At 44.6% G+C, this 26,255-nt stretch carries 24 protein-coding genes, 2 tRNA genes and 1 pseudogene; 15 read left to right on the top strand and 12 right to left on the bottom strand.

The genetic code is table 11. From position 1 onward, the window contains the following. Window positions 1-342: 342 nt before the first annotated feature. The 3 genes from uvrA to tenA form a co-directional block, all read right to left on the bottom strand. Window positions 343-3,174 carry an excinuclease ABC subunit UvrA gene (uvrA, locus tag FTU40_RS13250; protein WP_180041136.1) on the bottom strand — a complete coding sequence of 944 codons (2,832 nt, stop codon included), beginning with the start codon at window positions 3,172-3,174 and terminating at the stop codon, window positions 343-345. 181 nt (window positions 3,175-3,355) lie between these two features. Then, the gene (locus FTU40_RS13245) at window positions 3,356-3,724 is read right to left on the bottom strand and encodes a hypothetical protein (protein ID WP_180001844.1); all 369 of its coding nucleotides are present in this window, start codon (window positions 3,722-3,724) and stop codon (window positions 3,356-3,358) included. Window positions 3,725-3,941: 217 nt separating this feature from the next. After that, window positions 3,942-4,613, bottom strand: a complete 672-nt coding sequence (gene tenA / locus FTU40_RS13240; protein WP_180041134.1) for a thiaminase II — start codon at window positions 4,611-4,613, stop codon at window positions 3,942-3,944. Window positions 4,614-4,834: 221 nt separating this feature from the next. Here tenA and FTU40_RS13235 point away from each other — a divergent pair, with 221 nt between their 5' ends. The 4 genes from FTU40_RS13235 to ahpC all read left to right on the top strand — a co-directional run bounded on the left by FTU40_RS13235 (window position 4,835) and on the right by ahpC (window position 8,976). Continuing rightward, entirely contained in the window at window positions 4,835-5,923 is a 1,089-nt protein-coding gene (locus FTU40_RS13235) for a DUF475 domain-containing protein (protein WP_180041132.1), read from the top strand. Between the two features lie 153 nt (window positions 5,924-6,076). Continuing rightward, a complete protein-coding gene (locus FTU40_RS13230; protein WP_074383891.1) occupies window positions 6,077-7,441 on the top strand; it encodes an MFS transporter in 1,365 nt (454 codons plus the stop codon). 51 nt (window positions 7,442-7,492) lie between these two features. Beyond that, the gene (ssb, locus tag FTU40_RS13225; protein WP_005095120.1) at window positions 7,493-8,083 is read left to right on the top strand and encodes a single-stranded DNA-binding protein; all 591 of its coding nucleotides are present in this window, start codon (window positions 7,493-7,495) and stop codon (window positions 8,081-8,083) included. 329 nt (window positions 8,084-8,412) lie between these two features. Further along, entirely contained in the window at window positions 8,413-8,976 is a 564-nt protein-coding gene (gene ahpC, locus FTU40_RS13220; RefSeq protein WP_005095146.1) for an alkyl hydroperoxide reductase subunit C, read from the top strand. Window positions 8,977-9,057: 81 nt separating this feature from the next. On the opposite strand, the gene FTU40_RS13215 is transcribed toward ahpC, so the two are convergent. Both FTU40_RS13215 and ycaC read right to left on the bottom strand, forming a co-directional pair. Next, window positions 9,058-9,981 carry a LysR substrate-binding domain-containing protein gene (locus tag FTU40_RS13215; RefSeq protein WP_180041130.1) on the bottom strand — a complete coding sequence of 308 codons (924 nt, stop codon included), beginning with the start codon at window positions 9,979-9,981 and terminating at the stop codon, window positions 9,058-9,060. Window positions 9,982-10,124: 143 nt separating this feature from the next. Beyond that, window positions 10,125-10,751: an isochorismate family cysteine hydrolase YcaC gene (gene ycaC, locus FTU40_RS13210; protein ID WP_005095149.1), complete on the bottom strand. Its 627-nt coding sequence runs from the start codon at window positions 10,749-10,751 to the stop codon at window positions 10,125-10,127. Window positions 10,752-11,059: 308 nt separating this feature from the next. Here ycaC and FTU40_RS13205 point away from each other — a divergent pair, with 308 nt between their 5' ends. The 3 genes from FTU40_RS13205 (at window position 11,060) to FTU40_RS13195 (ending at window position 14,512) form a co-directional block, all read left to right on the top strand. Next, window positions 11,060-11,938: a pirin family protein gene (locus tag FTU40_RS13205; RefSeq protein WP_100329487.1), complete on the top strand. Its 879-nt coding sequence runs from the start codon at window positions 11,060-11,062 to the stop codon at window positions 11,936-11,938. Window positions 11,939-12,352: 414 nt separating this feature from the next. Beyond that, entirely contained in the window at window positions 12,353-13,660 is a 1,308-nt protein-coding gene (locus FTU40_RS13200; protein WP_100329486.1) for an FAD-dependent oxidoreductase, read from the top strand. Between the two features lie 3 nt (window positions 13,661-13,663). Beyond that, on the top strand, window positions 13,664-14,512 hold the full coding sequence (locus FTU40_RS13195; protein ID WP_074383895.1) for a cyclopropane-fatty-acyl-phospholipid synthase family protein: 849 nt from the start codon (window positions 13,664-13,666) through the stop codon (window positions 14,510-14,512). Window positions 14,513-14,587: 75 nt separating this feature from the next. Here the strand turns inward: FTU40_RS13195 and FTU40_RS13190 are convergent. The 3 genes from FTU40_RS13190 to FTU40_RS13180 form a co-directional block, all read right to left on the bottom strand. After that, window positions 14,588-14,663, bottom strand: a tRNA-Thr gene (locus FTU40_RS13190). 203 nt (window positions 14,664-14,866) lie between these two features. Continuing rightward, window positions 14,867-15,094, bottom strand: coding sequence for a hypothetical protein (locus FTU40_RS13185; protein ID WP_005095157.1), 228 nt, complete (start codon window positions 15,092-15,094; stop codon window positions 14,867-14,869). Window positions 15,095-15,460: 366 nt separating this feature from the next. Then, window positions 15,461-15,551: transfer RNA gene (locus FTU40_RS13180), tRNA-Ser, on the bottom strand. Between the two features lie 121 nt (window positions 15,552-15,672). On the opposite strand from FTU40_RS13180, the gene FTU40_RS13175 reads away from it, so the two are divergent. Beyond that, window positions 15,673-17,553, top strand: coding sequence for a potassium transporter Kup (locus FTU40_RS13175; RefSeq protein ID WP_180041128.1), 1,881 nt, complete (start codon window positions 15,673-15,675; stop codon window positions 17,551-17,553). A gap of 80 nt (window positions 17,554-17,633) precedes the next feature. Here the strand turns inward: FTU40_RS13175 and FTU40_RS13170 are convergent, their stop codons facing one another. Then, window positions 17,634-18,209, bottom strand: coding sequence for a hypothetical protein (locus FTU40_RS13170; RefSeq protein WP_180041126.1), 576 nt, complete (start codon window positions 18,207-18,209; stop codon window positions 17,634-17,636). A gap of 265 nt (window positions 18,210-18,474) precedes the next feature. Between FTU40_RS13170 and FTU40_RS13165 the strand changes: the two genes are divergently transcribed. Beyond that, window positions 18,475-19,557 carry a DNA/RNA non-specific endonuclease gene (locus tag FTU40_RS13165; RefSeq protein WP_180041124.1) on the top strand — a complete coding sequence of 361 codons (1,083 nt, stop codon included), beginning with the start codon at window positions 18,475-18,477 and terminating at the stop codon, window positions 19,555-19,557. A gap of 77 nt (window positions 19,558-19,634) precedes the next feature. Further along, the gene (locus tag FTU40_RS13160; protein WP_005095167.1) at window positions 19,635-19,880 is read left to right on the top strand and encodes a hypothetical protein; all 246 of its coding nucleotides are present in this window, start codon (window positions 19,635-19,637) and stop codon (window positions 19,878-19,880) included. A 101-nt stretch (window positions 19,881-19,981) separates the two neighbouring features. On the opposite strand, the gene FTU40_RS13155 is transcribed toward FTU40_RS13160, so the two are convergent. After that, a complete protein-coding gene (locus FTU40_RS13155) occupies window positions 19,982-20,995 on the bottom strand; it encodes an AraC family transcriptional regulator (protein ID WP_180041122.1) in 1,014 nt (337 codons plus the stop codon). 109 nt (window positions 20,996-21,104) lie between these two features. Here FTU40_RS13155 and FTU40_RS13150 point away from each other — a divergent pair, with 109 nt between their 5' ends. Continuing rightward, complete coding sequence (locus tag FTU40_RS13150) at window positions 21,105-21,749, top strand: hypothetical protein (protein ID WP_180041120.1); 645 nt, start codon at window positions 21,105-21,107, stop codon at window positions 21,747-21,749. 594 nt (window positions 21,750-22,343) lie between these two features. Here FTU40_RS13150 and hisF read toward each other — a convergent pair. Further along, window positions 22,344-23,102: an imidazole glycerol phosphate synthase subunit HisF gene (gene hisF, locus FTU40_RS13145; RefSeq protein ID WP_005095173.1), complete on the bottom strand. Its 759-nt coding sequence runs from the start codon at window positions 23,100-23,102 to the stop codon at window positions 22,344-22,346. Between the two features lie 113 nt (window positions 23,103-23,215). Here hisF and FTU40_RS13140 point away from each other — a divergent pair, with 113 nt between their 5' ends. From FTU40_RS13140 to FTU40_RS13130, 3 genes are read left to right on the top strand one after another with little or no spacing between them, the layout of a single operon-like run. Further along, complete coding sequence (locus tag FTU40_RS13140) at window positions 23,216-24,163, top strand: homoserine kinase (RefSeq protein ID WP_180041118.1); 948 nt, start codon at window positions 23,216-23,218, stop codon at window positions 24,161-24,163. 36 nt (window positions 24,164-24,199) lie between these two features. Then, window positions 24,200-24,826: a DUF1294 domain-containing protein gene (locus FTU40_RS13135; RefSeq protein WP_180041116.1), complete on the top strand. Its 627-nt coding sequence runs from the start codon at window positions 24,200-24,202 to the stop codon at window positions 24,824-24,826. Window positions 24,827-24,846: 20 nt separating this feature from the next. Continuing rightward, a complete protein-coding gene (locus tag FTU40_RS13130) occupies window positions 24,847-25,242 on the top strand; it encodes a hypothetical protein (protein ID WP_005095179.1) in 396 nt (131 codons plus the stop codon). A gap of 355 nt (window positions 25,243-25,597) precedes the next feature. Here the strand turns inward: FTU40_RS13130 and FTU40_RS13125 are convergent, their stop codons facing one another. Further along, the gene (locus FTU40_RS13125; protein ID WP_180041114.1) at window positions 25,598-25,957 is read right to left on the bottom strand and encodes a helix-turn-helix domain-containing protein; all 360 of its coding nucleotides are present in this window, start codon (window positions 25,955-25,957) and stop codon (window positions 25,598-25,600) included. A 193-nt stretch (window positions 25,958-26,150) separates the two neighbouring features. Here FTU40_RS13125 and FTU40_RS13120 point away from each other — a divergent pair. Next, window positions 26,151-26,255, top strand: a pseudogene (locus tag FTU40_RS13120) (IS5/IS1182 family transposase); the annotation flags it as partial.

The raw sequence follows: 26,255 nt of genomic DNA, 5'->3' as shown, positions 1-26,255 counted from the left end.
TTGTTCGACTGATGCTAAGTCCCTTTAGCACAGTCAAACGGGCAACATCCATGTTGCCAGTCATGTGATTTAATTTGGATGATCTTTAGCCTTAGGTTGACCATGTTCATGCCAAATTATTTCCAATGCATCAGACTAAAAAGACGCATGAAAACTGGCAGCCAATTCATTCTTCAATAGATAAGTATTTTGATGCCTATGAAGGTTATATCTCATCTCATGATGCTAAAAAGGTAGATGATCAAATATTGGCACAATTGGCTGAAGAAATATCGTTCAATAGGATCATGAAAAATAAAAAGCCCTCCTTGATAAAAGAAGGGCTGATAAATCTTGTATAGCTTATTTCAACAACGGCTTCAAAAATTTACCCGTATGTGATGCTTTCACTTTCACGACTTGTTCAGGCGTACCTTCCGCGACAATCATACCGCCACCCGAACCACCTTCAGGTCCCAAATCTACCACCCAGTCAGCAGTTTTAATCACATCCAGATTATGCTCAATCACCACAATGGTATTACCCTTATCACGTAGCTGATGCAGGATGTCCAGCAGCTTGGCAATATCATGGAAATGCAGACCCGTGGTCGGTTCATCCAGAATATACAGGGTTTGACCGGTATCGCGTTTGGCCAGTTCACGCGCCAGTTTGACACGCTGCGCTTCACCACCAGAAAGAGTGGTAGCAGACTGACCCAGACGGATATAACCCAGACCCACCTGATGCAATGTTTCCAGACGACGGTGAATCACCGGAATGGCATCAAAGAAATGCATGGCATCTTCAACTGTCATCTGCAAGACATCGGAAATATTCTTGCCCTTATAGTTCACTTCCAGCGTTTCACGGTTATAACGTTTGCCATGACAGGCATCGCAAGGCACATACATATCCGGCAGGAAATGCATCGCCACCTTGATCATGCCGTCGCCTTCACAGGCTTCACAGCGACCACCTTTCACGTTAAACGAGAAACGACCCGCGGCATAACCACGTGCTTTGGCTTCCGGAGTTTGTGAAAACAGTTCACGAATCGGGGTAAATAAACCGGTATAAGTGGCCGGATTGGAACGTGGGGTTCGTCCAATCGGACTCTGGTCAATATCGACGACTTTGTCGAGGAATTGCAAACCATCAATCGATTCAAACTTTTCCGAAGTTAAAGTGGTGGCACCATTGAGCTGGGTCGCCGCCAAAGGTAACAAGGTACGGTTGATCAGGGTAGATTTACCTGAACCGGACACCCCGGTAACACAGGTCATAATACCTAAAGGAATGGTCAAATCGACTTTTTTCAGGTTATGCCCGGATGCTCCCATCAGCTTGATCTGTTCCTCAGGCTTGGGCGGTTGAATCCGTTTTTTCGGGACTTCGATTTTTAATTTTCCGGATAGATATTTTCCGGTCAGCGAGTCAGGATTGGCCAGAATTTCATCATAAGTCCCTTCGGCAATCACATGCCCGCCATGTACACCGGCACCCGGACCAATATCAATAATATGGTCAGCGGCACGAATCGCATCTTCATCATGCTCGACCACCAAGACGGTATTGCCCAGATCACGCAGACGGATCAGGGTCTGTAACAGACGGTCGTTATCACGCTGATGCAAACCAATTGATGGCTCATCCAGCACGTACATTACGCCCATCAAACCGGCACCGATCTGTGAGGCCAGACGGATTCGCTGCGCTTCACCACCAGACAAAGTTTCGGCAGAACGCGACAGGCTGAGATAATTCAGGCCGACCGAAACCAGAAAGTATAGACGTTCACGGATTTCCTTGAAAATCTTGTCGGCGATTTCACCGCGCGCACCTTCCAGATGAATACCCTGATAATAGCTTTCAGCATCGCCAATCGACATACGGGTAATATCAGCAATGGTCTTGTCCAGAATTTTCACATTACGCGAAATTTCATTCAGACGCGAACCATCACAGGCATCACAGGCGGCATTGGACAGATACTGCGCCAGATCATCACGCACATAATTACTTTCAGTTTCACGGTAGCGGCGTTCCAGATGCGGCAAAATCCCTTCAAACGGAATCACCCGATTATGACGACGGCCACGCTCATCGATATAACTTAGATCAATTTTTTCTTTGCCGGTGCCGTACAGGAATTTTTTCTTGGTGTTGGCATCCAGTTCATTCCACGGCGTTTCTAAAGAAAAACCAAAATGCTCGGCGACTTTCTGGATCATGCCGTAATAATAAGGACGCTGACGGTCCCAGCCACGAATCGCACCCTGACTGACACTGACTTCAGGATTGGGAATCAGTTTATCGGCACTAAAATGACTGCGGGTGCCGAGACCATCACAGACCGGACAGGCACCAAAAGGGTTATTGAACGAGAATAAACGCGGTTCCAGTTCTGCGACAGCGCGGTCACATTCCGGGCAGGAATGCTTGGCAGAAAATACCCGATCATCATGTTCATCCTTCATCCAGGATAAAATCGCAATATCGCCACCGAGGCGCAGTGCAGTTTCAAAACTTTCTGCAATACGGTTGCCCAGATCATCACGGACTTTAAAGCGGTCGACCACGACTTCAATGGTATGTTTTTTCTTTTTGTCCAGTTCTGGTGGCGGATCAATTTCCATAATCTCGCCATCGACGCGGGCACGGACAAAACCTTGACTCTGTAACTGCTCAAATAAGGCGGTATATTCACCTTTACGCTCACGCACCACCGGGGCAAGCAGCATCAAGGCTGTGCCTTCTTCCAGCACTTTGACTGCATCGACCATTTCCGTGACGGTTTGTGCCACCATCGGCAGGTCATGTTCTGGACAGAAGGGCGTACCGACACGTGCATACAGCAGACGTAAGTAGTCATAAATTTCGGTAATGGTACCCACGGTAGAACGCGGGTTATGGCTGGTCGATTTCTGTTCAATCGCGATGGCTGGACTGAGACCTTCAATCGAATCGACTTCCGGTTTTTCCATTTGTGAAAGGAACTGGCGTGCATAGGCAGACAGCGATTCTACATATCTGCGTTGACCTTCGGCATATAAGGTATCAAAGGCAAGCGAGGACTTACCTGAACCAGACAGTCCCGTAATCACCACAAACTTGTCGCGTGGTATATCAAGGTTCACATTTTTCAGGTTATGGGTACGTGCGCCTCGAATACGGATGTGGCTTTGGCTCATGCAAGGATCCTAGAATATTCATCAAAAACCCTTATATGATACCGGATGAAAAATGTTCAAGTGCAAATAAAAGTATTTTAAACGTCAAGTTATGTCGGTGATTGGTCAATTCATCACAATACCGAGAAATATCACAGTAGATCGCTTCACTGTTCAGAATGACTGGACGTGAGGGAAGTTCTTAACAAGCCGCTGCATAGCGGCGTTCAAAGATAGATTCAATATCTTTAAAGTAGCGGTCACGTGGCACATCATGATGCAGACGTGCATAAAAATTCACTTCATTTTCCAGAATGTGCAGAAAGTCCTCATAGTCTTTTTGGAAAAAATCCAAGTCAAGCAAATCATTACGGCGTGCCTGATGACAGCGATACTTTTCAATAAATTTCAGTAGATGTTTCTGGATATGCGTGTTGGTATGGTAAATCAGATAAGTCGCTGCCGAACCACAATCTAGGCAGCCTTGTTCGAGATAGATTTCTTCATTGTTGAACCAGCAACATTGCAGGGTGAAAAATGCCCGAATCGCTTCGGTGCCTAAAGTGTCCATATTATCTGCCTCTTTCCGGGATTGATTTTATTAATTGATAATTATTCTCAATTATTGTGCGGCAATTTTGGGCTTATAGCTAGGTCTAGCATACCGGCCCGTTCTATCCTTGTTTTTTCAGACTAAGCCGTTTTTATGATCAGTTTATGACAGCAGAAATTTTTTAAACGGCTATAACCAAAAAGCCCTGTCTTAAACAGGGCTTTTTTTATTCGTCTTATTCATCCAGACCAGGCCACTGGCGTTGCTCAAAGGCACTGTCCCAGAACAACCATTCCAGACGGGCAGCATGGGTATAAGCTGCATGCATTTTTTCTAGTGTATCGGCATCAACACGCGCCGCAACACGGTCAACAGTCGCAATCACATTACGTACCGCAGTGTGGAACTCTTCTCCTGAATAGGTGTCCACCCAAGCCTGATACGGATTATTCGGCGCAGAGTTGTCGACAATATCTTTACCAACTTCAGCATAAATCCAGAAACAAGGCAGTAACGAGGCCAGCACCACCGGGTAGCTTTCTGACCAGGCAGTCGAAGTGAGATAAGAGGTATAATGATGGCAAGCCAGCGTCAGAGGAGTACTTTCGAACTGGTCTTTGCTAATGCCAAAATCCTGCATAAAACCGTTATGCAGGCTACGCTCCACCACAATCGCAATTTTGGCGGCTTCAGCAAACTGAATTACATCATCTGCCTCAAATGCTTTGGCGGCACAGACTGCCAGTGCACGGCCATAGGCCAATAAATAATGTGCATCCTGAATCACATAATGACTAAAGGCCTCACGGCTTAATGTGCCTTGTGCCAGTTGCTGATTAAAGGGCAGAGCCAGGGTCTTCTGATAAAGCCCTAGATTACGTTGCCATAGCTCTTGTGAAAAACTCATGCGGAAATCCTTCGCAGTTCAAGTTAAACCATGCGGCACTATAGCAAAGATCGGGCTGTTTAAAAGAACGGCAGATTTTAGAAACAGAAAATAAGCTAAAACAGCTCAGGAAGTGCTTTGGTTTATGCGCTAAAAGTTTCATAATTAGCCCAACTTTTCCCATTCATATTGCTGTCCTCTGGTCGCAATATATTTATTTAATTTATCCAAGGTCGTTGTGTATGTTGAAACATTTTGGTTTCTCAATTGTATTTACGATCGTGTGTCTTGGTTTGTCTGCATATTGGGGCTATACCCACGGGCCTGACGCAGGCCTGCAAACCATGCTCACAGCGCTGACCATTACCGCTATTCTGGCGATTATGGAAGTGTCGTTGTCCTTTGATAACGCGGTTGTCAATGCCTCAGTCCTACGGGGTTGGGATCATTTCTGGAAAATGCTGTTCCTGACAGTCGGTATTCTGATTGCAGTCTTCGGAATGCGTTTGATCTTCCCGGTGGTCATTGTTGCAGTGACTGCAGACCTGGGCTTTATGGAAGTGGTACGTCTGGCCCTGAATGATCCGAAAGAATATTCAGCACGTTTAATGGCACATCATCCCGAAATTGCAGCTTTTGGTGGTGCTTTCCTGTTGATGGTATTCCTGAACTTCTTCCTGGATGAAGAAAAAGACACGCACTGGTTCAGACGGGTGGAACGCCGTCTGTCCAATCTGGCCAATGTACCAGCGATGTCGGTGTTTATCGCACTGGTGGCCTTGTTAATCATGGCAGCCAATGTCGATGAAGCCAAGCGTCTGGCAGTGACTATGGCGGGAATCTGGGGCATCGTAATTTATATTGGGGTGCAGGTCTTGAGCCATATGCTCGGTGGTGAACCGGAAGTCGATGAAGAAGGCAATGCGATTCGTCATGATGAAAATGGCGTACCGACGGGTGTAGTGAAAGCCGGTATTGGTGGTTTCCTCTATTTAGAAGTCCTGGATGCCTCTTTCAGTTTTGATGGCGTGATCGGTGCCTTTGCGATTACCTCAGACGTGGTCATCATCATGCTGGGTCTGGCAATTGGTGCGATCTTTGTCCGTTCAATGACGATTTATCTGGTTGAGCAGGGCACATTGGATGCTTATATCTACCTGGAACATGGTGCGCATTATGCCATCGGTGCACTGGCTTTCATTATGATTGCCAGCGGAACCGGTCTGCATGTGCCAGAAGTGGTAACCGGTCTGATCGGTGTAGCCTTTATTGTCTGGGCAGTATTTGCCTCGATTCAATACAAAAAGCGTCAGGCGGCTTTAGACAAATAAAGCGCTGTTCCTGAATAAAAAGCGTAGCTCCGGCTGCGCTTTTTTGTTTTTAGATTGGCATCATCTTTATTTCAAATAAAATTCATGTCTTATTAATGAGCTGAATGTCCTATAATCTGGGCTCCAGATTAATTAACCCAATCGCCATAATTTATGATGAATGCTTTAGAACGTCGTTCAACCTTTGCCCTGAGCAGTATTTTTGCACTGCGCATGCTGGGGTTGTTTATGATTATCCCGGTGTTTTCTGTGGCAGGGCAGGCATATCAATATGCAACGCCTGCACTGATCGGTTTGGCGGTCGGGGTCTATGGTTTGACTCAGGCCTTATTACAGATACCATTTAGCCTGATTGCAGACCGCTATAGCCGTAAGCCTTTGATTGTTTTAGGACTGCTGCTGTTTGCCTTGGGTGGTGCGATTGCAGCCATGTCTGACAGCATTTATGGCGTGATTATCGGTCGTGCCATTGCTGGTGGTGGCGCAGTATCCGCTGTCGTCATGGCCTTGCTGGCCGATGTCACGCGTGAAGAAAACCGCATGAAAGCCATGGCAATCATGGGCATGAGTATTGGTCTGTCTTTTGTGGTGGCATTTAGTCTCGGGCCTTGGCTGACAGGTCTGGTTGGCATTTCGGGATTGTTCTGGGTCACCACGGTGATGGGATTGGCTGCCATTGCGATGCTGTTTATGGTGCCTAAAGTCACGCGCCATCATAAAAACTTTCAACAGGGTTATCTGACCCAACTGAAACAGGTGCTCCAGATTGGCGATTTGAATCGTCTGCATGTATCTGTGTTTACCCTGCATTTATTGCTCACAGCCATGTTTATTTATGTGCCTTCGCAGCTGATCGAGTTTGCAGATCTGCCACTTTCTAGTCATGGTTTGGTCTATTTACCCCTGTTGGTGCTAAGTCTGTTCTTTGCTTTTCCGAGTATTATTCTGGCAGAAAAATACCACAAAATGCGCGCGATTTTTCTGGTGGCGATTGGCGGTATTATTCTGGGTTTAATGGTGATGGTCTTTGGTTTTGAATCCAAATATATCTTGCTCATTGGCCTGGGCCTGTTCTTTATTGCCTTTAACGTGATGGAGGCCTTATTGCCTTCCTGGCTGTCTAAAGCTGCGCCAATCCAGTCTAAAGCGACGGCAATGGGCGTGAATGCCAGCAGCCAGTTTTTGGGTGCCTTCTTTGGTGGGATGATCGGTGGTCAATTGTTGCTGCTCAATAATACCTCGATGGGCTGGAGTATCCTGACCGGGATTGCGATTGTTTGGCTGCTGATGAGTTTCGGGCTAGCTCAGCCACGCTATCTTTCATCACTGGTGCTGCGTTTGCCGGAAAGCAGACAAACTGACGAATGGACTTCTCAGCTTTTGGCGATTCGTGGTATTGAAGAAGTCGTGGTGATGGCTGAACAGCAAGTTGCCTATATAAAAGTCGATAAACAGCAGATTGATGATGCTTCGCGACAACAATTAACGCACTTGTTAGGTAAAGAGGTAGCCATTTAAGCATAACTCTTATAAAGTAAAATACAGAAATATATAGGAAGTAAACAGCAAATGCGTGGTGTAAATAAAGTCATTTTAGTGGGTACTTTGGGTAAAGATCCGGAAACCAAAACTTTTGCAAATGGTGGTTCTCTCACTCAATTTTCGATTGCTACCAGCGATTCGTGGACAGATAAAAGTACCGGTGAACGTAAAGAACAAACGGAATGGCACCGTATCGTGTTGCATAACCGTTTAGGCGAAATTGCGCAGCAATACCTGCGTAAAGGTTCTAAAGTATATATTGAAGGTTCATTACGTACCCGTCAGTGGACTGATCAAAATGGTCAGGAGCGCTATACAACGGAAATCCGTGGTGATCAAATGCAGATGCTGGACTCGAATCGTTCACAAGGCGAGCAGGGCGACAACAGTTTTAACCAGCCACGTTTTAATAACAATAATCAGGCGAGTAACAACCAAAGTGGCGGTTACGGCAATAATCCGCAGTCGGGTTATGGTTCAGCGCCGCAGCAAGGCGGTTTCAACAACAATCAGGGTGGCGGTTATGGCAACAATAACCCGAGTGGTTTTGCACCGAAATCTGCACCTGCACCAACAGCAGCGCCTGCAGCTGATTTAGATGATGATCTTCCGTTTTAACTTATCAGAACGGTAAATCTTCATCCAAGACCCACCTGAATCCGGTGGGTTTTTTATGTCTTGAATTTGCTTTGTTTAGTTTTGATAGAGCTCAGAGCTTTATGATTGCTAATCTAAGTTGCAAAAAATTATATTTCAACTGCTCGGCTTATGTTCCAAATTCTAGGTTCCATATTGAGCAAATCAATCAGATCAGTAATTCTCATAGAAATCTTAAATCTAAAAAAACGATTATTTTTATAAAAACTTACGGTTTTACCTATTTAAGAAATTTTCGTATTCTATCTTCATCGAATGAACAATCTCACCAATATACGAGGAAAGGTCTCATGAGTTTAATCAATACTGAAATCAAACCATTCAACGCCACTGCTTACCACAAGGGTCAATTTGTGGAAGTGTCCGAGCAGGACATGAAAGGTAAATGGTCGGTTGTATTCTTCTATCCTGCTGACTTTACTTTTGTTTGTCCAACTGAATTAGGCGATCTTGCTGATCAATATGCTGAATTCCAGAAAATGGGCGTGGAAATTTATGGTGTATCAACCGATACACACTTCACCCATAAAGCTTGGCACGATACCTCTGACGTGATTGGTAAAATCCAGTACCCCATGATTGGCGATCCAACCTGGACTTTGGCGAAAAACTTTGAAGTATTGATTGAAGCTGAAGGTCTGGCAGATCGTGGTACTTTCGTGATCGATCCAGAAGGTAAAATCCAGATTGTTGAAATCAATGCCGGTGGTATTGGTCGTGATGCAGCTGAACTGCTTCGCAAAGTGAAAGCAGCGCAATATGTACACGCTCACCCAGGTGAAGTATGTCCTGCGAAATGGAAAGAAGGCGAAGCGACTCTTGCTCCTTCAATTGACTTAGTGGGTAAAATCTAATTCGCTCACTTTCTTTCGAAGCAAAAAATCCAGCACTTAGTGCTGGATTTTTTTATTGGCTGCTCAGCATGACAGCGCAATTTAAATGGTATAGCCCTGATAGCCTTCTGCCCGGGCACGTAAGCCTTCGACCAAATGTTCAATCAGTTTTTCCATCACCAGACGCTGACCTTTGCGTGAGGCATAGACCAGTTGTACGGTTCCCATATTGGAACACCAGTCTGGCAGCAGATGGATCAGGCGACCAGCTTTGAGATCTGCTTCTACGGTTAACAAGGGTAGATCGGCAATACCCAGGCCATCCAGGGCAGAATAGTATACGCCGGCCAGATCGTTGCTTTTGATGCGGGGTTCTAGGGGGATATCCATCTGTTCATGACTGTCGATACGATGCAGATGCCATTGATAGTGGTTTTTCTGCGTGCCTAAAACGATGGTCGGAAAGTCATTGATCTCAGTGGGGTAGTGTATCGAACGGCCTTGCAACAGCTCCGGACTGGCAACCAGACAATGCGTGGTTTTAGTCACATCGCGAACGACAATGCTGGAATCTTCATTGGCTTCAAAGTTGGTGCGGATTGCCAGGTCAATCTCATCATGCAGCACATCGACACGCCGGCTGGTAATTTCCATTTCTACCTGAACCTTGGGATAAGTCTTGAGGAATTCATTCAGCAGGCTGCGGATCTGGTAGCGCATCATCACCGAAGGACAACTCAGCTTGACCAGGCCTTGTGGTTCACTTTTCTGCTTGAGCAAGACATTACGGGCACATTCCACCTGTTGAATCAGCTTTTCGCATTCCTCAAAAAATTCCTGGCCCAGTGAGGTCACCTTAAAATGTCGGGTTGAGCGTTGAATCAGGGTGACATTGAAACGGGCTTCCAGCTCTAAAATACGTCGGCTGAGTTTGGATTTGGTGATTCCGGAGATGTCACTGGCTGCACTGAAGCCGCCATGCTTGACCACCAGATAAAAATAATAATAGTCATCAAAAGAATGCACCTTTCACCTCAATCGCCCTGCGCTCATACAATGCCCATCATAGGGGAAATCCGGGCCAGGCTAAACTGTTTCCAAGCCAGATTAATTTAATTGTTCCAACAAAAAGTGACCCGAAGGCCGCTTATTTTAGAGATGTGTATGGTTTATTTCTGTGCAGTATTCTGGCTATAGCTATTCATCAGGTTGCGGTAGTCAGGAATATGATTGCTGAATAAGCTGCCGAGACCTTCGATATCATTACGCCAGTCACGGTGCAGTTCACAAGCCAGACCAAACCAGGTCATCAGCTGTGCACCAGCCTGTGACATGCGGTTCCATGCAGCATCACGTGTCAGGTGATTAAAGGTACCAGATGCATCTGTCACGATGAATACGTCAAATTCTTCTTCAAGTGCAGACAGCGCCGGGAAGGCAACGCACACTTCAGTCACCACGCCAGCAATGATCAACTGTTTTTTACCCGTGGCTTTTACCGCTTTAACAAAATCTTCATTATCCCAGGCATTAATTTGCCCTGGACGAGCAATATAAGGTGCGTCTGGGAATAGCTCTTTCAGCTCAGGAACCAACGGACCATTTGGGCCTTGTTCGAAGCTGGTGGTCAAAATGGTCGGTAAATTGAAATATTTTGCTGCTGCCGCAAGCGCCAATACATTATTTTTGAATTTATCTGGGTCAATATCACGAACCAGTGACAACAAACCAGTCTGATGGTCTACAAGTAATACGGCTGCATTGTCTTTGTCTAAACGTACATAAGGTTTTGCCATTTCTCTGTTCCTCTCTATAAAATTAGCATCCCGTCTTGGATCAAACCCAGGCTGTTCCGGGACGTGGTGATTTTTATATTAGAGCTAAAAACAGGACAAAATAAGCCCAAATTCTGGGATAAATAATCTTAAAAATAGGATAATTAAAAATTTAGACCAAAATTTTAGTTTGTTTGTGTTGAATTCGGGAAGTTAAAGCAGAGATTGTCTTATATATAAGATACTGTATTCCAGCTTAGGACTATCAGCGTATCTTGGCCCGGCATAAAATGGCTGCATGTTCATCCTATCTTAATAGGAGTTAAAAGATGAAAAAAGTAATTGGTGTTTACCGTAATCAAAACATGCATTGGGTCGGTGATGGCTTTCCGGTCAAAAATCTGTTTTCCTATGACCGTTTAGGTCAGGCGATCAGTCCGTTTTTGTTGCTGGATTATGCTGCGCCCTATCATTTTGATCCGACGACTGTACAACATGGCGTGGGTTCACATCCACATCGCGGTTTTGAAACAGTGACGTTAGCCTATCAGGGGGCAGTGACGCATCAAGATTCAAGTGGCGGTGGCGGCACGATTCAGGCGGGGGATGTGCAGTGGATGACCGCAGGCTCAGGTGTGGTCCATGAAGAATTTCATTCTCCAGATTTTGCCAAACATGGCGGTCTCTTTGAAATGGTACAGCTCTGGGTCAATCTGCCGGCCAAAGACAAGATGACCACACCACGTTATCAGGCGATCACTGCGGCAGCTATTCCGCGGATTGAAATGGATGAAGAGGCGGGGCATATCCGGGTGATTGCAGGTGAGTTTGCTGGTCATCAAGGTCCTGCTCACACCTTTAGTCCGATCAATGTCTGGGATGGTGAACTGAAAGCGGAATATGAAACCACATTACATATCCCTGCCGGGCATAATGCACTGTTAGTCGTGCTGAAGGGTGAGCTGGTGGTCAATGCGAGCCAGAAAGTCCTGGACAGCTCAATTATAATGTTTGCCCGTGATGGAGATCCGGCGATTCAGTTGCAAGCCTATCAGGATACCCAGTTTGTGTTACTGACAGGCGAGCCACTCAATGAGCCCATTCAAGGTTATGGCCCGTTTGTAATGAACAGCAAGGAAGAAATTATGCAGGCATTTCAAGATTTTAATCAGGGTAAATTTGGTGAAATTGCGGTGCAGGCTGAATAGTACACCGAGCGGTTAAACAAAGAAGCCTCTGCTTTCGCAGAGGCTTTTATTTTATAAGGCGCTGTAGTTTCTTGTCGTTTTAAATAATTTACGCATAAACTCATCTTGGTGGAATCTGATGGGTTTATGGTTTTATTATGCTGTGAATCATAGATTTTTCAAGGGCGTTTGTCAACCAAAGGTTATAAAAATGGTTAATTAAGATGTTTGTTTTTAAAGTGATTTTTCAGGTTATGTAGAAAAAATATGAATAAAATCCTGAGTTTGGTGTATTTTGTAACCTGTTTGAAAAAATAGTGAAAAGCAGATTTTATCCCGCCCAATTGCCTTTACGAAAAACATATATTCTGGAAGATTTTAATAACCTGTTTGATTGGCGCATGGTACATAATTTCTGTAGTTTTTCAATGACGGATGATCAGTTTGGATATCGCAGTAATTGGTAGTGGCATGGCCGGACTGGCAACAGCCAGAATTCTCCAGGATGCAGGACATCACATCACGATTTTTGAAGCACTTCCAGGTCGTGGCATGGACAGTCATAGCCTTGAATTTGAAGGGGGGCTGATTGATGCACCTTTACGTGTGATGAATCCTTATCTGTGGAAAAATACCTTGAGTCTGGCCACGCATCTGGGCATTAAAACTTATCCGGTGCGTACCTATATGGCCTGCAGCTGGTTATTTGAAGATAAAACTGAAACCTGGCTGACCACATCGCGTAGCCGTATCGGCAATATTCCAATTATCAATAACCGTAAAGGCTTGCAGCAGTACGGCTGGCGTCTGGTCAAGGGCCTGTTGCAGCTCAAAGTGGCATTAACCAAATTTTTTAAGTCGAAAAATCAGGACATCAGCCTGGCAGAATTTATCAATCGTAACGAGATTGAAGAAGTGTTCTGGCATGGCGCCGTAATGCCGGTACTGTATACCATTTGTACCTGCAATCCGAAAACCATTGGTGAATGGCCGGCGAAACCTTTATTGATTTTCCTGCGTCAATTGACTGATGGCGATGCCTTACTACGCTTGCAAGGCGGAACACCGGCGCTGGTCGACAAACTGGTGGAAGGTATTCATATTGAAGATGGTTCAGCGATTACACTGGTTCAAGAGCAGGGCGATCAGGTCAAAGTTGAAAATGCGGCCGGTTATTCAAAACTGTTTGACCGGGTCATTGTCGCGACGCCAACCACTAAAATTGAGCAATTCCTGGATCCAACCCAGTTTGCCAGCGAAATTGAATTATTGAAGAAATTCAAATTCGAACAGGGCGAACTGGTGATTCATACCGACTCCAGCGTGATGCCGCCAAAACGTAAAGACTGGGCCGTGCTTAGCTATATGATGGATCGTAAGTTTACCCGTCAGCAATTTACAGTGTGGCTCAACTCGATTGAACCTTCTCTGGTCGGCAAGTCGGCAGTGTTCCAGACCTGGCGTCCGGTGACCGAGATTGACCCGAAAAAGGTGATTACCTCGGTCATGCTGACGCGTGCGGTGGTCGATGCCAATACCGTGGCGCTGAACAAGGAATTACAGCAGCGTCATCTGGAAGCCAATCGCAAAGTCTTTTTCTGCGGTTCATGGTCATGTGACGGTTTGCCCATTCTAGAATCGGCTGTGACCTCAGCGATGAAGATTGCGGAAATTTTCGGTGCGCCTTTGCCGTTTCAAGGTTTAAAACCTGTAGTTGAGGTTGCTCCGCAACTGGGTTATTAATTGATGCAATGGCTTCAGGCACTGCGTCAGCGTCTTCCTCAGCATAAATATGCTATTCATGCAGCAGTGCTGGGGGATCAGGCGCAATTGCCCTGGAGCAATCTGGGCTACTGGCAGGCAGGGCAGCAGGATTATGTCACTGCCTGTCGTACGCTGGCCGATCGGCTCGCAGATGGCGTCAATTTAAATTCAAAAGATAAATTGCTGGATCTGGGCTGTGGTCAGGGTGCAAGTTTGTTGCACTGGCAGCAGCAGTATCAGGTGCAATATCTGGCCGGTGTCGAACTACAAGCAGCGTGTGTGGCCAATATCCAGCAGCATTTGCCAGAATTGAATGCCATTTATCAGGCTTCATTCTTGCGTTTAAAGGAATTGCCGTTTTCTCAGCGTTTTGATGTGGTGCTGTGTCTGGATGCGGCCTATCACAGCCCGGTTCCGTTACTGCTGGAACAGATCAGCAGTGTTTTAAATTCAAAGGCGCGGATTGGTTTTCACCATCTGGTGTTATCGGAACGCTGGCACAATCTGAATGCCTTGCAACGGCGCAAATATCAGTTTTTATTAAAATCTGCCGATATAAATTTAAAAGAATTAATGTCTGTCGGTGCACTGTATGAGTGTCTAGATCGTTTTGAATTTAAAAATATTCAGATTCAGGATTTGTCCGAAGCTGTATTTTCAGGCTTTGCAAATTATGTTGGGCAAACTTTAAATTCAAAACATGCTGCTCTGCATGCTCAAGGTTCAAGCCTGGATCATTTTAAAATTCAAATGACAGCGAAGCTATGCCAGAAGCTATACCAGGAAGGGATCGTGAGATATGTGCAAGTAACGGCACAAGCGAAGCACTAGAAAAAGCCAGCATACTTAGCTGAAAAAATAAGGCCCAGAAACATCAAAGCCTCACTAAAAAGCGAGGCTAAGATATGGTGCCGGCACACGGATTCGAACTGTGGACCTACTGATTACAAGTCAGTTGCTCTACCAACTGAGCTATGCCGGCATGGTGGAGTGCATTTTACAGAAATTCATTCGCTACGCAAGCCAAAAAATAACCGTTCAAGCTATTTTGGTACGATTTACCGTTTTTCCGGTTCATTCTATCTAAACTGTCTTTTATCGAAAGATCAAGAAAACGCCCATATAGGCAGATATGGGCGAGGGTGAATGTACAGGGTTTAGTATGGGTCAATCGCTTAAAAGGGATTATCGCTTTTTTAGGATCTGGTCTAATTCTTGTGCACATTCCTCTAAAGTAAAGGCCATATCAAACTGCATTTGAGGTTTGAGTTCTTGAGCGAGGCTTCTCCACTGTTCGATGAGTCTCAGAGCTTTTTGAATTTTATGTTTATTGATGTCTTTGGCAATGGTTGGGGTATAACCGCCACGTTTTGCATTTTTGATCTGTTTTGCATAGTTTGCGCTGTTATTCATGTTCGCTCTCCGAATAGCAGTGTATCTATTTAGCTTTAAGTTTAAATGGCTCGATCAATCCTGTATTTCTTTCTATTTTATGGTTTTTATTCTCCTCTCAGCACCTCTGTAGGCACCATAACATAGCTTTGATGACAATAGAGTTAAGCTATTTTTATGCCAGTTTTTAAATTGAACCTAGAAAAGCACGGAAGCTTAAGAAAAATTTAAATATGGTGGAATAATCGTCTTAGAACAGCCATATTCCTTAGGTCATAGTAACTTTAATCATGGTGGTGATGGATTGTTTAATGATTCTAAGCAGATGCGAATTTGAATTTCAGGCAATAAAAAAACCCGAATCATGTGATTCGGGTTTTTAAATTCTGGCGGTGAGAGAGGGATTCGAACCCTCGAAACGCTATAAACGTTTACACACTTTCCAGGCGTGCTCCTTCAGCCACTCGGACACCTCACCATAGGCCGAGGATAATAGCGAAAAAAACCAGCTGTGCCAAGCTGAAACAATTGATTTGCAGAAAAACTTTTAATGTGGTGCTATGATTCGCAAAAATGCTTGTTAAAAACGAAGACAATATATGCAAAGCACTGCACAAAAAGCAGCTCTCCCGGTGATTACACTGGCTGCGCTTGGGGTCGTTTTCGGAGATATTGGCACCAGTCCACTCTATGCACTGCGCCAATGCTTCCTCACCGCACATCTCGCCATTAGCGAGGCCTCTGTACTCGGTATCCTGTCGCTGATTTTCTGGTGCATGATGCTCACCATCAGCTTTAAATATGTCACGGTCATCATGCGTGCCGATAACAACGGCGAAGGCGGAATCATGTCATTATTGGCATTAAATCTGCGTACCACACGAATTGCTGATCAAAAGAAAATTTTCCTGATTGCCTTGGGTTTTATTGGTGCATCGCTATTCTTTGGTGACGGTATTATTACTCCGGCAATTTCTGTGCTGTCTGCCATTGAAGGCTTGAGTATTGCGACACCTATTTTCAATCAATGGCTGGTACCGCTATCGATTGGAATTCTGGCGGGGCTGTTTATGGTGCAGCGCCACGGTACAGCCACCATGGGGAAATTTTTCGGGCCTTTAACCATGCTCTGGTTCCTGTCCATTGGCGGTTTTGGTTTGTGGAGCATTATCCAGACCCCGTCTGTCCTCTGGATGGTGAATCCGTACTGGGCATATCACTTTGTGGTTGATCAGCCCTACGTGGCTTTCCTGACCATGGGCGCGGTGATTCTGACCATGACCGGGGGGGAAGCAATTTATGCCGATATGGGGCATTTCGGTCGTCTGCCAATTCGTCTGGCCTGGTTTATTATTGTCTTGCCCTGTTTATTGCTGAATTATGCCGGACAGGGCGCATTGTTGTTGCGCAGTCCAGAAGCGCTGGCCAATCCTTTCTATATGCTGCTGCCAGAATGGGCTTTATTCCCGATGATTGGACTGGCCACGGCTGCAGCGGTCATTGCCTCGCAGGCGGTGATTACCGGGGTATTTTCGATGGTCAATCAGGCCATTCAACTGCGTTATTTGCCGCGTCTATCGGTCAAGCATACCTCGGCAGTCGAACGTGGCCAGATTTATCTGCCCTTTATTAACTGGCTGCTGTTTATTTCGGTCTTGATCCTGATTTTACTGTTTGAAAATAGTGCCAATCTGGCCAGTGCTTATGGGGTCGCAGTGACCATGACCATGCTCTGCGGTACTATTCTGATCTCGATTCTGGCTTATGGTTTATGGCGTTGGCCGGTCTGGAAAGTGGCATTGTTTGCTGTGCCATTTTTGGCTCTGGATTTGGTCTTTGTAGCCTCAACTTCTTTAAAAATCACCTCGGGTGGCTGGGTGCCGATTCTGATTGGTGCCGTGCTGTTTACCATTTTGATGACCTGGAAAGATGGACGCGCTTTGGTTTTGAAGCGTCTGGAACAGGATGCTTTGCCGATTGATCTGTTTATTAAAAGTATCTCAATGGGGGAAGGTACCAAATATGTGCCAGGTGAGGCCATTTTCCTGACGGGTACACCGAATATTGTCCCGCATGCCATGCTGCATAATATCAAGCACAACAAAGTCTTGCATGAACGTAATATTATGCTCACGGTCATTACCCGTGATGTTCCCTTTGTAGCTAAGCAAGATCGGGTTGAACTGGAACAATTGAGTGAGCATTTTTATCGGGTATTTATCTATTATGGTTTTAAGGATCAGCCCAATATTCCGCTAGCTTTACAACAGGCTTATCGAAAATGGGATTTTGAATATGATCTGATGCAGATCAGTTTCTTTATTTCACGTGAACGGATTATGCATACTGTGGGTGAGGGTATGGCACCGTGGCGGGAAAAGCTGTTTATTTCCATGCAGCGCAATACCAGTCCGGTCAGTGATTTCTATCAGATTCCACCCAACCGTGTGGTCGAGCTGGGCACCCAGATTCAGATGTAAATAAAATTAAAAAGCATAAAAAAACCAGAGGCACACTCTGGTTTTTTTATGGGAGACACACTAAATAAGTGAGCTTTGGATTATTGCTCAAGTTCTACGGCAGCCGGCACTTCAGGTGCAGCATTCAAAGACTGTTCCATCAGCACTGGTTCTGCATCGGCTTGAGCTGCAATTTCAGTTTGTGCATTCATATTGGCTTCAACTACAGCGGCTTGCTGTTGCTCTTCAAGCACAGGCTGTTGTTCTGGTGCAGCCATAGATGTAGTTGTCTCGACTTCAGTACTGTTGGCCGGTTCAGCCAGATTGGCCGGCATGTCTGATTGATTCATACCCGGTTCTGCCACAGGAGGTTGTGGAGAAACCATGTCTGAATTACCGGGCGCCTGCATCATCGCTGGATCATTTGGCATCGCTGGCTGCGTATTTGGCATTGGTTGCTGTGGCGCAGCTGTACGCGGATCGACAAGGCGGATTTGACCAGAGTTGACTAGAGTTTCTAGAGAGCCTTCCTGACCATTTACCGTGGTACTAATTTTAGCTTTAGACAAGCTTTCAAGTGTTTCACCCGGTTGAACCGGTGGCTCGGCAAATGCGCCTGCGCTGATTACACTTGTGAATAATCCTAAACCTAATATTTTAGAGAGTTTGGAATTCATGATTGACACCACTGCTAATAATTGTACGAATTGGGATAGGCGCTTAGCTTTACATACTCATCCGGCAGCTCCAATCAAAGCTACTCAAAGACTGCGAAACCTCATTTAAAATGAAATAAAAAATAGACAGTTTGTTACAGCTTTCGTGGCTTTTAAGCCATTATTGTTTATTTGTTAAGCGAATGGCAGGGTCAAGATATACTTCATATACACAGCTTGTTAAGCTCGGGAAAAATCGGTATTGATCTAAAAAGTACGTGTAATAATGGCCAAGAAGCAGCGTAAATCCAAGAACTCTCTTTTTCAGTTTTTAAGTAAAAATAGTACTAAAGTCATTCTGGGTGTGGTGGCTTCGAGTAGTTTTGCCATCGCCTTTGGTCAGGAAAAAATCAGTCAATGGGTGTCTCTGCCATCTTCATCCGATTCCGCCTGTCTGACACAGTTTTATCGTGATGTTCCGCCGTATCTGATGAAAGACAGCCTGAAAAAAGACAGTTATTCACTGTGCTTTAATGGCTTTAACGTTGGTTATTCCGGTGTTTCGAAAACCCCACTTTGGGTGGCTGAAGCACTCACACCGGCACGCTTAAGCCAGAAAATTCCGCGTCAAGATAATTTTCATGAAGAGACCCAGCTCAAACCTGCGCATCGGGCGACGTTGGCGGATTATCGTGGTTCCGGTTATGATCGCGGGCATATGGCGCCAAATGCGGATATGCCCAATAAGGCTGCACAGTCGGACAGTTTCTCACTGGCCAATATGGTGCCGCAAGCACCGAAAAACAATCAACAGGTCTGGCGTGAACTGGAAGAAGCGACCCGTGCCATTGTAACCAAACAGAAGCAGGATGCTTATGTTGTTACCGGGCCGGTATTTGCGGCGAAAAAACTAAAAACCATTGGTAATGGCGTGATTGTACCGACGGCGGTGTATAAGGCAGTTTACCTGCCGAAAACCGGTGCGATTGGTGCTTATTATGCGCCGAATGATAATTCGCTCAAAGTGCGTATTGTTAGTGTCTGTTATCTGGAGGAACAGCTCGGAATTAACCTGTTCCCACAATTGACCGAAGAGCAGAAGCGCAATACCTATCGTTTGCCATTGACGGCCAAGGCGGTTAAAGCCAATCAGAAAATCGAATATTCTAACTGGGATGCAGAAAGCCAGTGTGCGGAAGACGTCTCTAAAGAAAACTTGCAGGCACTGCAACGTGAGTTTAAATCTTCAGGTTCAAATACCTCGACGTCCTCAGCGACTGGTGGTGCAATCGATAACGACACCCAAAATACGATTGTAAAACAGCTGATAGATGCGCTATTGCAATATATTTTGCAGTTATTGAAATAAACTTGCTGAAAAAAGTGGGATTCGAGTAGCATCGATCTCGCCCATTATTGAAAATAACAAAGACAGGTGGAGAGGATATGTTTAAAGCATTTGAAAATGGCAGTGAATCCCATGCCATTCATGATCTGACCTTGGAAAATGATCTGGATTGTGTCAGCCTGTATGGAAACTTGCAGATCACCAAGGATCAGGAAGGTCTTAAGGCTGCCAAGGTTTTGCAGGCTTTTGTAAATGATGTGGTGCAGCAACTGGAAAATACTGTAGATCTGCCAGAAAAGCTGCAGCGGGATGATCTGGACGAAATTGAAAATCCATTTTTATAAGATTTTTTCATTTGTTGGAGAATGTTCCATCTGGAACCAGACACAAAGCCCAATATTCCTATTGGGCTTTTTACTGTTTTTAGTCTCAGCATTGCAGCGTCTCAAGCTGTCTGAGCCAAAGATTCTAAGCGCCATTGTTGTGGCGTCAGCTGGGTCCATTGCTTAAATGCCCGCTGAAATGCACTCTGCTCGGAGTAACCAAGCAGCATGGAAATTTCCTGTAAGCTTAAATGCGGATCTTTCAGATATTGCATTGCCATCATAGAGCGGATTTCCTGCATGTATTGCTGATAGGTTTTACCCTGCTTTTGCAAATGTCGTTGTAACTGACGGACAGAGAATTTTATTTGCTGGGCAATATGTTCAATCTGGAACTGGTTTTTTTGCAGGCCCACCAGAATCGCCTGCTGTAACTGCTGGTCAACTTGGGTGGAATTGGGGAATTTTTCCAGTAAAGCTTCAGCTTGTTGTTTCAGAAGCTTTTGTAGGGTCTGATCACCCTGTTTTAAAGGCGTAGACAGCTCGCTGACCGGCATCAGGACTTGAGTCTTGGCTTGACCGAAACGAACCTTGCAGCGGAAATACTGTTCATACAATGCTATATTTTTGGGTGTTGGATGCTGAAAATGCACTTCATGCAGATGCAGATGATTATTATCCAGAATATTCGATTTAATAAATTCGATCATGAGTGCAATCGCGATTTCATCGGTCAGTTGCGTACTCATCTTAAAAGGAACCTCACCCCAGGCAATCGAAAGATGATCTCCTTGCCCCTGGATTTGTAGCGGGCTACCATCATAGATCAGGCGATGGTAGTCATGATAGCGCATGAAGGCTTCACCCAGCGTGTCACTGGAAAGTGCCAGATAACCGATAATCCCGAGATGTTTAGTCTCGACCAGTTGCGCAATTTCCAGGCCCAAAGCCGGGCGCTGCAGCTGTTGATCAAGTGTCGTCAGCAGATCACGCCACAGAGTAAAATCAAAGCGTTCCAGATTTTGAATGGCCAATAATTTCTCAGGGACTTCGAGCTGTTTCAGCTGATAATAGTCCAAAAGTAAATGTCCTAAACCACCGTATATCGAGCCTACGTAGTTTTTTAGAACCAGCATTTTTAATTCTTTTATTTTGTCGTATTTTGTCAATCATATTGAATATTTTGGTCAATATCTAGTCTTTTACTTAGCCTATATTGAAAAATAGACCAAGAGGTAAAAGATCATGTGGAAAGGTTTTCTGGCAGGACTCGTCGTTGCCAATGGATTTGAATGGTTTGCGCATAAATATGTGTTACATGGAATTCACCGCCAAGGACAGAGCCGCTATAGTCCGGTTCCAGAAAGCATGTGTTCGCATTGGGAACATCACCGCATTGTGCGTAAAACGGAATTTTCCGATTTCGGTTATGTAGAAGGACTGAACAACTGGCGTACCCGCAATGAAATTGCTTCTCTTGCCGTGGTTGCTACAGTCTTTGGATTGACGTTTTATCCTTTTTCCAAAGGGATGACGCTGGCCGTATTATATAGTGCAGGCAATTATTATTATCGGCATCGTCGTGCCCATCTGGAGCCAGAATGGGCCAAAAAAAAGCTGCCTTGGCATTATGATCATCACATGAATAGTAATCAGGATGCCAACTGGTGTGTGACCAAACCCTGGTTCGACTATCTGCTGGGTACCCGGGTGATTTCCTCCGCAGATTTACAGGAGCAGAACCCTTTAGGTATGGTATTGCCTGCACCGATCTCGAAAAAACTGAACTATTGGGCAGACCGTTATTTTCCGGCCAAATGGGTACATAATCCGGCTAAAATAGCGCAAAACACTGCGACTCATCATTTAAATATGCCAGTAAATGGCTGAAAACCGCTTGTTGTCGTGATTTGTCAATAAAATACACTTGTATTGTCAATATTCTGCTGTTTATTTGCCCTATATTCACTGCTGTCGGTGAGTGAAGCCTCATACTGGGGTGTGTGGTGTAATAAGTTATTTTCAATACCAAGTGCTGTAGTCTTTTCTTGGTTTTATAGGGAGTCGAAAGACTCCTTTTTTTTATTTAATTTTTACTTTTGAATATCGGTCAAAATAGGGCGATCTTGTTCATCCTCATACTGGGGTGAATATTGAAAGAAAATAACGTCCTTTACATTTAAGCTGCTCAGCACTGGAAAGCTTGGTCCTGTCCGGCGGCTATTGATCAATAACAATCCCTAAACATCATTTTGAACATACCAGCCCTTTTCTATTAACTCTTTCTTGTCGTGTTTGCTGTTCTGCTTTAATCCACAGAACGATGGATATACTTTTTTAAAGCAGTCATCATTAGAGCAAACCCGAATGTGCCACAGATGATGAGAGTATTTTCCAAATGATTTATTGCCTAGGCTTATCCTGTAGAAATAAAAAAGAGCATCGTTGTGATGCTCTTTTTTTAAATAGGAATTCGTTTTTGAATTAAAGGCGCATTTCAATGCCTTGCGCTGCCATATAGGCTTTGGCTTCAGGAATGGTATGTTGACCAAAATGGAAAATTGACGCTGCCAGTACCGCATCAGCACCGCCATGAATAATCCCGTCTGCCAGATGTTGTAAATTTCCTACACCGCCAGAGGCAATAGTCGGTACAGTGACGCGGTCATTGATGGCACGCATCAGGGCGATGTCATAACCGGCTTTGGTGCCGTCAGCATCCATTGAGGTAATCAGGAGTTCACCTGCGCCGTAATTGGCCATTTGTTCTGCCCATTCCAAGGCGTCAATGCCGGTCGGTTTGCGGCCGCCGTGGGTGAAAATTTCCCATTTATCTTCGCCGGTTTTTTTGGCATCAATGGCGACCACGATACATTGTGCGCCAAAACGTTGTGATGCTTCCTGGACAAATTCCGGATTAAATACTGCTGCCGAGTTGATGCTGACTTTATCTGCACCAGCATTGAGCAGCAAACGGATATCTTCGACTTTACGCACACCGCCACCGACCGTCAGGGGGACGAAAACCGATTCAGCCATACGTTCTACAGTACGGTAAGTGGTGTCGCGTCCATGATGTGTAGCGGTAATATCAAGGAAAGTAATTTCATCGGCACCTTGTTCGTTATAACGACGTGCGACCTCAACTGGGTCACCTGCATCACGAATATCAAGGAATTGAACACCCTTGACCACACGACCATTATCAACGTCGAGGCAAGGAATAATACGTTTAGCTAGCATAAATTTTTCCAATTATTACAGCCGATTATGAAACTCACCCACGCAAGCGCTACACCTTGGCAGATGGAAACGGTATTCTAGCAAAATTATGTAAGTTTTTTCGCAGGTTTTCTATGTCGGTTTATACCACTTTGACTTTAAAGGAAGTTCAGGATTTTGCAGCGCCCTACGGTTTAAAGGCGGTTGATCTGATTCCGATTCAAGGCGGTATTCAAAATACCAACTATTTTTTGGTCTGCGAAGACGCACACTATGTGCTGACCGTGTTTGAGGATATGGATGAACAGGCGGCAGGGGAACTTGTGCCTGTATTACAACATTTGGGCAAAGCAGGCTTGGCCGTTCCGGTGCCTTTATCGCATTCAGGCAAGGCTATTCATAGTATTAAAGATAAACCGGCACAGATTGCACCGCGCCTGTTGGGTGAGCATCCCATGCCATCGACCGTGGCACAAGTTGAAGCAATTGCAGTGGCGCAGGCAAAAATGCATGTGGCATTGCAGGACTTCAAATTAGAACGTAATTTCGTGCGTGATCATGCGTATTGGCTGACCGTGTCCCAAGAAATCAAACCAAGTTTAAGTCCGGCCGATAAAGTATTGCTCGGCAAGCTTTTAGGCCTGTATGACGCTTTAACAGCAGTCTATCCAGATCGTCCACGTGGCTTTATTCATTCCGATCTGTTCCGGGACAATACCTTATTTGAGGGTGATCAACTCAACGGTATTCTGGATTTTTATGAACTAAACAAAGATGAATTTTTATTTGATATCGCGATTACTTTAAATGACTTTTGCACCAACTATCCGGATGTCACTTTAAACGAAGAAAAAGCCATTGTCTTTTTAAATGCCTATGAAAGCGTCCGCCCCTTAACAGCAGATGAAAAATCATGTTTAGAGTTGTACTTGGCCATGGCCGCAGGACGTTTCTGGATGATGCGGTTACAGGTGGCACAGCGTAACGCGGCCTTGGGTCGTACTGGCGAAGATATTTTGCAAAAAAATCCAGTCGAGATGCGTAATATGTTGATTGAGCGATTAAAATTCGTTACAGCTTAAATATTTAAAATTTATAAAGACAAAAGGACAGGGGATATGCGCGATCAGGGGCGTTTAGTGGAGTGGTTTGATGACAAGGGTTATGGCTTTATTCAGCCCAATGATTCGGCCAAAGATCGCGTATTTCTGCATATCAAGGACTTTGCCAAGCAAGGTCCGCGTCCGATTGTCGGCTGTGCCTTAGATTACACGGTCATTTTAGATGAGCGCGGACGATACAAAGCACAGCAGGTCATGTATCTGAAAGCATCGCGAACCAAAACGTCTCAGGCTAAATTCAAACCCTCCAAGCAACAGCAGTCACAGAAATTACAACCGATGCAGATTGCCTGTGTGGTTTATATTCTGTTGCTGACCGCATTGACTTTGGGCGGTCTGCTCAGCGGACTGGTCTTGTTGCTGATCAGTTTGATGAATGCATTGAGTTACTGGTTGTATGCGCAGGACAAGGAAGCGGCGCAATCGGGTAAGCAACGTATTCCGGAAAATACCCTGCATCTGGTGGCTTTTTTAGGTGGTTGGCCAGCAGCCTGGTTAGCCCAGCAAAAACTGCGACATAAAACACAAAAACAACCGTTCCGGCAGATATATTTTTGTACTATAGCCTTTAACATCATTTTGATTATATGGCTAATTTCCCCATTTAACAGTTTAAATATTTAGGGGAAAGATCAGGAGGGGACGTGAACTATTCCATTGATAAAGACCCAAATCGCACACTGACTTTTGCACTGTACATTTTATATATTGTGGCCATTTTTAGTGCTGGCCTCTTGGCTGTCGTGGCGTTGATCATTAACTATGTCAAACGTCGCGATGTGCGTGGTTCAATTTTTGAAAGCCACTTCACCTGGCAGATCCGCAGTTTCTGGTGGTATCTGGTCTGGAATATCATTGCCTTTATTCCATTTTTGTTTCTGTTCTTTACTGGCGAAGATCCGAACCTGTTTGCAGGCGTGGCATTTGGCGCATCCGCTTTCTGTTTGTTAGTGGTGTTTCTGGCCTGGATCTGGATTGTGTATCGGGCGATTCGTGGCATCATGCGCTTGAATGACAATCGACCGATGTATAAATCCTAAATTTTATTGTAGAAAAAGCAGCCAAAGTGCTGCTTTTTTATGCCTCATGCAATAGAACGGATTCCATCTGTCTGCATAGGCTGAAAAAATTACCAACTCGCACCACTTTTATTCAAGCTTGCTCCATTTTAGGGAGCAATTCTTATCATCATTGAACATAATGACGAACATTGCTAAATATTTTTAATTTTATAAATTTACATTTTTAATATTTAGACTTTACTTTTTTGTTTTATAAATTTACTTTTTTAATAAATATAGTTTACGTTTTTAATAAATAAAACTTACATTAATGTACATTTATTTTTTTAAATTTAACAGGTCGAATTATTTTATTGTCGGGCTCATTTTTAATTTAAGAATAAAAGCGACCACGACGGCGACGCATGCCTAAAACATGAATAGCACGCACCAGAACCGCATAAGAAACTGCATAACCAAAGCGCTGTTCAAATATTGGAACCAAATCACTAATATTTTGAAATTTTAAAGATCTTACAAACACTTGAAATTCATTCCAATCTTTAATATGGCCCGGTGCGCCGCGATTTTTTACAGGTTTCTGGACCAAGTCGCCAGTTTCTTCTTCAAGGCGGATCCATGCATCCAGAGTCACCCGAGAGATGCCAAATTCTTTACAGACAGCCACCTTGTAATCGGTCTTTTTATACATCTGAATGGCTGCAATTCGAGCTTCTAAATTGTACTTTGGCATTTTCTGTCCTCACTCAATTTATTTATATTTTTATTATATGGCATAGTCATTGCAATTGAACAAATAACGAAAATAAATAATGTTCAGGTGACATCAATGGAAAAAGCACAAGTTGCTTTCAAAAAAATGTCTTTGTGGCAGGTCGTGATCATTAGACCTCTTGCGAAAGTAAAAAATTGTTTATACTAGTCCCATGAAATATGAAAATTTAACTAGATTTAATGATGGGGAATTTAAACGACTTGTTGGCGTTCCTCGTCCATTATTCTTAAAAATGGTATCAGTGTTACAACACGCT

It is taken from the genome of Acinetobacter sp. YH12100, from assembly GCF_013419135.1.
Classification (GTDB): Bacteria; Pseudomonadota; Gammaproteobacteria; order Pseudomonadales; family Moraxellaceae; genus Acinetobacter; species Acinetobacter pseudolwoffii.
The sequence above is the reverse complement of the archived record's forward strand: the minus strand, read 5'-3'. Positions and strand labels throughout refer to the sequence as shown.

Coding starts and splice junctions, on each gene's coding strand:
- uvrA (WP_180041136.1), bottom strand. CDS start 3,174: ATGAGCCAAAGCCACATCCGTATTCGAGGCGCACGTACCCATAACCTG.
- FTU40_RS13245 (WP_180001844.1), bottom strand. CDS start 3,724: ATGGACACTTTAGGCACCGAAGCGATTCGGGCATTTTTCACCCTGCAA.
- tenA (WP_180041134.1), bottom strand. CDS start 4,613: ATGAGTTTTTCACAAGAGCTATGGCAACGTAATCTAGGGCTTTATCAG.
- FTU40_RS13235 (WP_180041132.1), top strand. CDS start 4,835: ATGTTGAAACATTTTGGTTTCTCAATTGTATTTACGATCGTGTGTCTT.
- FTU40_RS13230 (WP_074383891.1), top strand. CDS start 6,077: ATGATGAATGCTTTAGAACGTCGTTCAACCTTTGCCCTGAGCAGTATT.
- ssb (WP_005095120.1), top strand. CDS start 7,493: ATGCGTGGTGTAAATAAAGTCATTTTAGTGGGTACTTTGGGTAAAGAT.
- ahpC (WP_005095146.1), top strand. CDS start 8,413: ATGAGTTTAATCAATACTGAAATCAAACCATTCAACGCCACTGCTTAC.
- ycaC (WP_005095149.1), bottom strand. CDS start 10,751: ATGGCAAAACCTTATGTACGTTTAGACAAAGACAATGCAGCCGTATTA.
- FTU40_RS13205 (WP_100329487.1), top strand. CDS start 11,060: ATGAAAAAAGTAATTGGTGTTTACCGTAATCAAAACATGCATTGGGTC.
- FTU40_RS13200 (WP_100329486.1), top strand. CDS start 12,353: ATGATCAGTTTGGATATCGCAGTAATTGGTAGTGGCATGGCCGGACTG.
- FTU40_RS13195 (WP_074383895.1), top strand. CDS start 13,664: ATGCAATGGCTTCAGGCACTGCGTCAGCGTCTTCCTCAGCATAAATAT.
- FTU40_RS13185 (WP_005095157.1), bottom strand. CDS start 15,094: ATGAATAACAGCGCAAACTATGCAAAACAGATCAAAAATGCAAAACGT.
- FTU40_RS13175 (WP_180041128.1), top strand. CDS start 15,673: ATGCAAAGCACTGCACAAAAAGCAGCTCTCCCGGTGATTACACTGGCT.
- FTU40_RS13170 (WP_180041126.1), bottom strand. CDS start 18,209: ATGAATTCCAAACTCTCTAAAATATTAGGTTTAGGATTATTCACAAGT.
- FTU40_RS13165 (WP_180041124.1), top strand. CDS start 18,475: ATGGCCAAGAAGCAGCGTAAATCCAAGAACTCTCTTTTTCAGTTTTTA.
- FTU40_RS13160 (WP_005095167.1), top strand. CDS start 19,635: ATGTTTAAAGCATTTGAAAATGGCAGTGAATCCCATGCCATTCATGAT.
- FTU40_RS13155 (WP_180041122.1), bottom strand. CDS start 20,995: ATGCTGGTTCTAAAAAACTACGTAGGCTCGATATACGGTGGTTTAGGA.
- FTU40_RS13150 (WP_180041120.1), top strand. CDS start 21,105: ATGTGGAAAGGTTTTCTGGCAGGACTCGTCGTTGCCAATGGATTTGAA.
- hisF (WP_005095173.1), bottom strand. CDS start 23,102: ATGCTAGCTAAACGTATTATTCCTTGCCTCGACGTTGATAATGGTCGT.
- FTU40_RS13140 (WP_180041118.1), top strand. CDS start 23,216: ATGTCGGTTTATACCACTTTGACTTTAAAGGAAGTTCAGGATTTTGCA.
- FTU40_RS13135 (WP_180041116.1), top strand. CDS start 24,200: ATGCGCGATCAGGGGCGTTTAGTGGAGTGGTTTGATGACAAGGGTTAT.
- FTU40_RS13125 (WP_180041114.1), bottom strand. CDS start 25,957: ATGCCAAAGTACAATTTAGAAGCTCGAATTGCAGCCATTCAGATGTAT.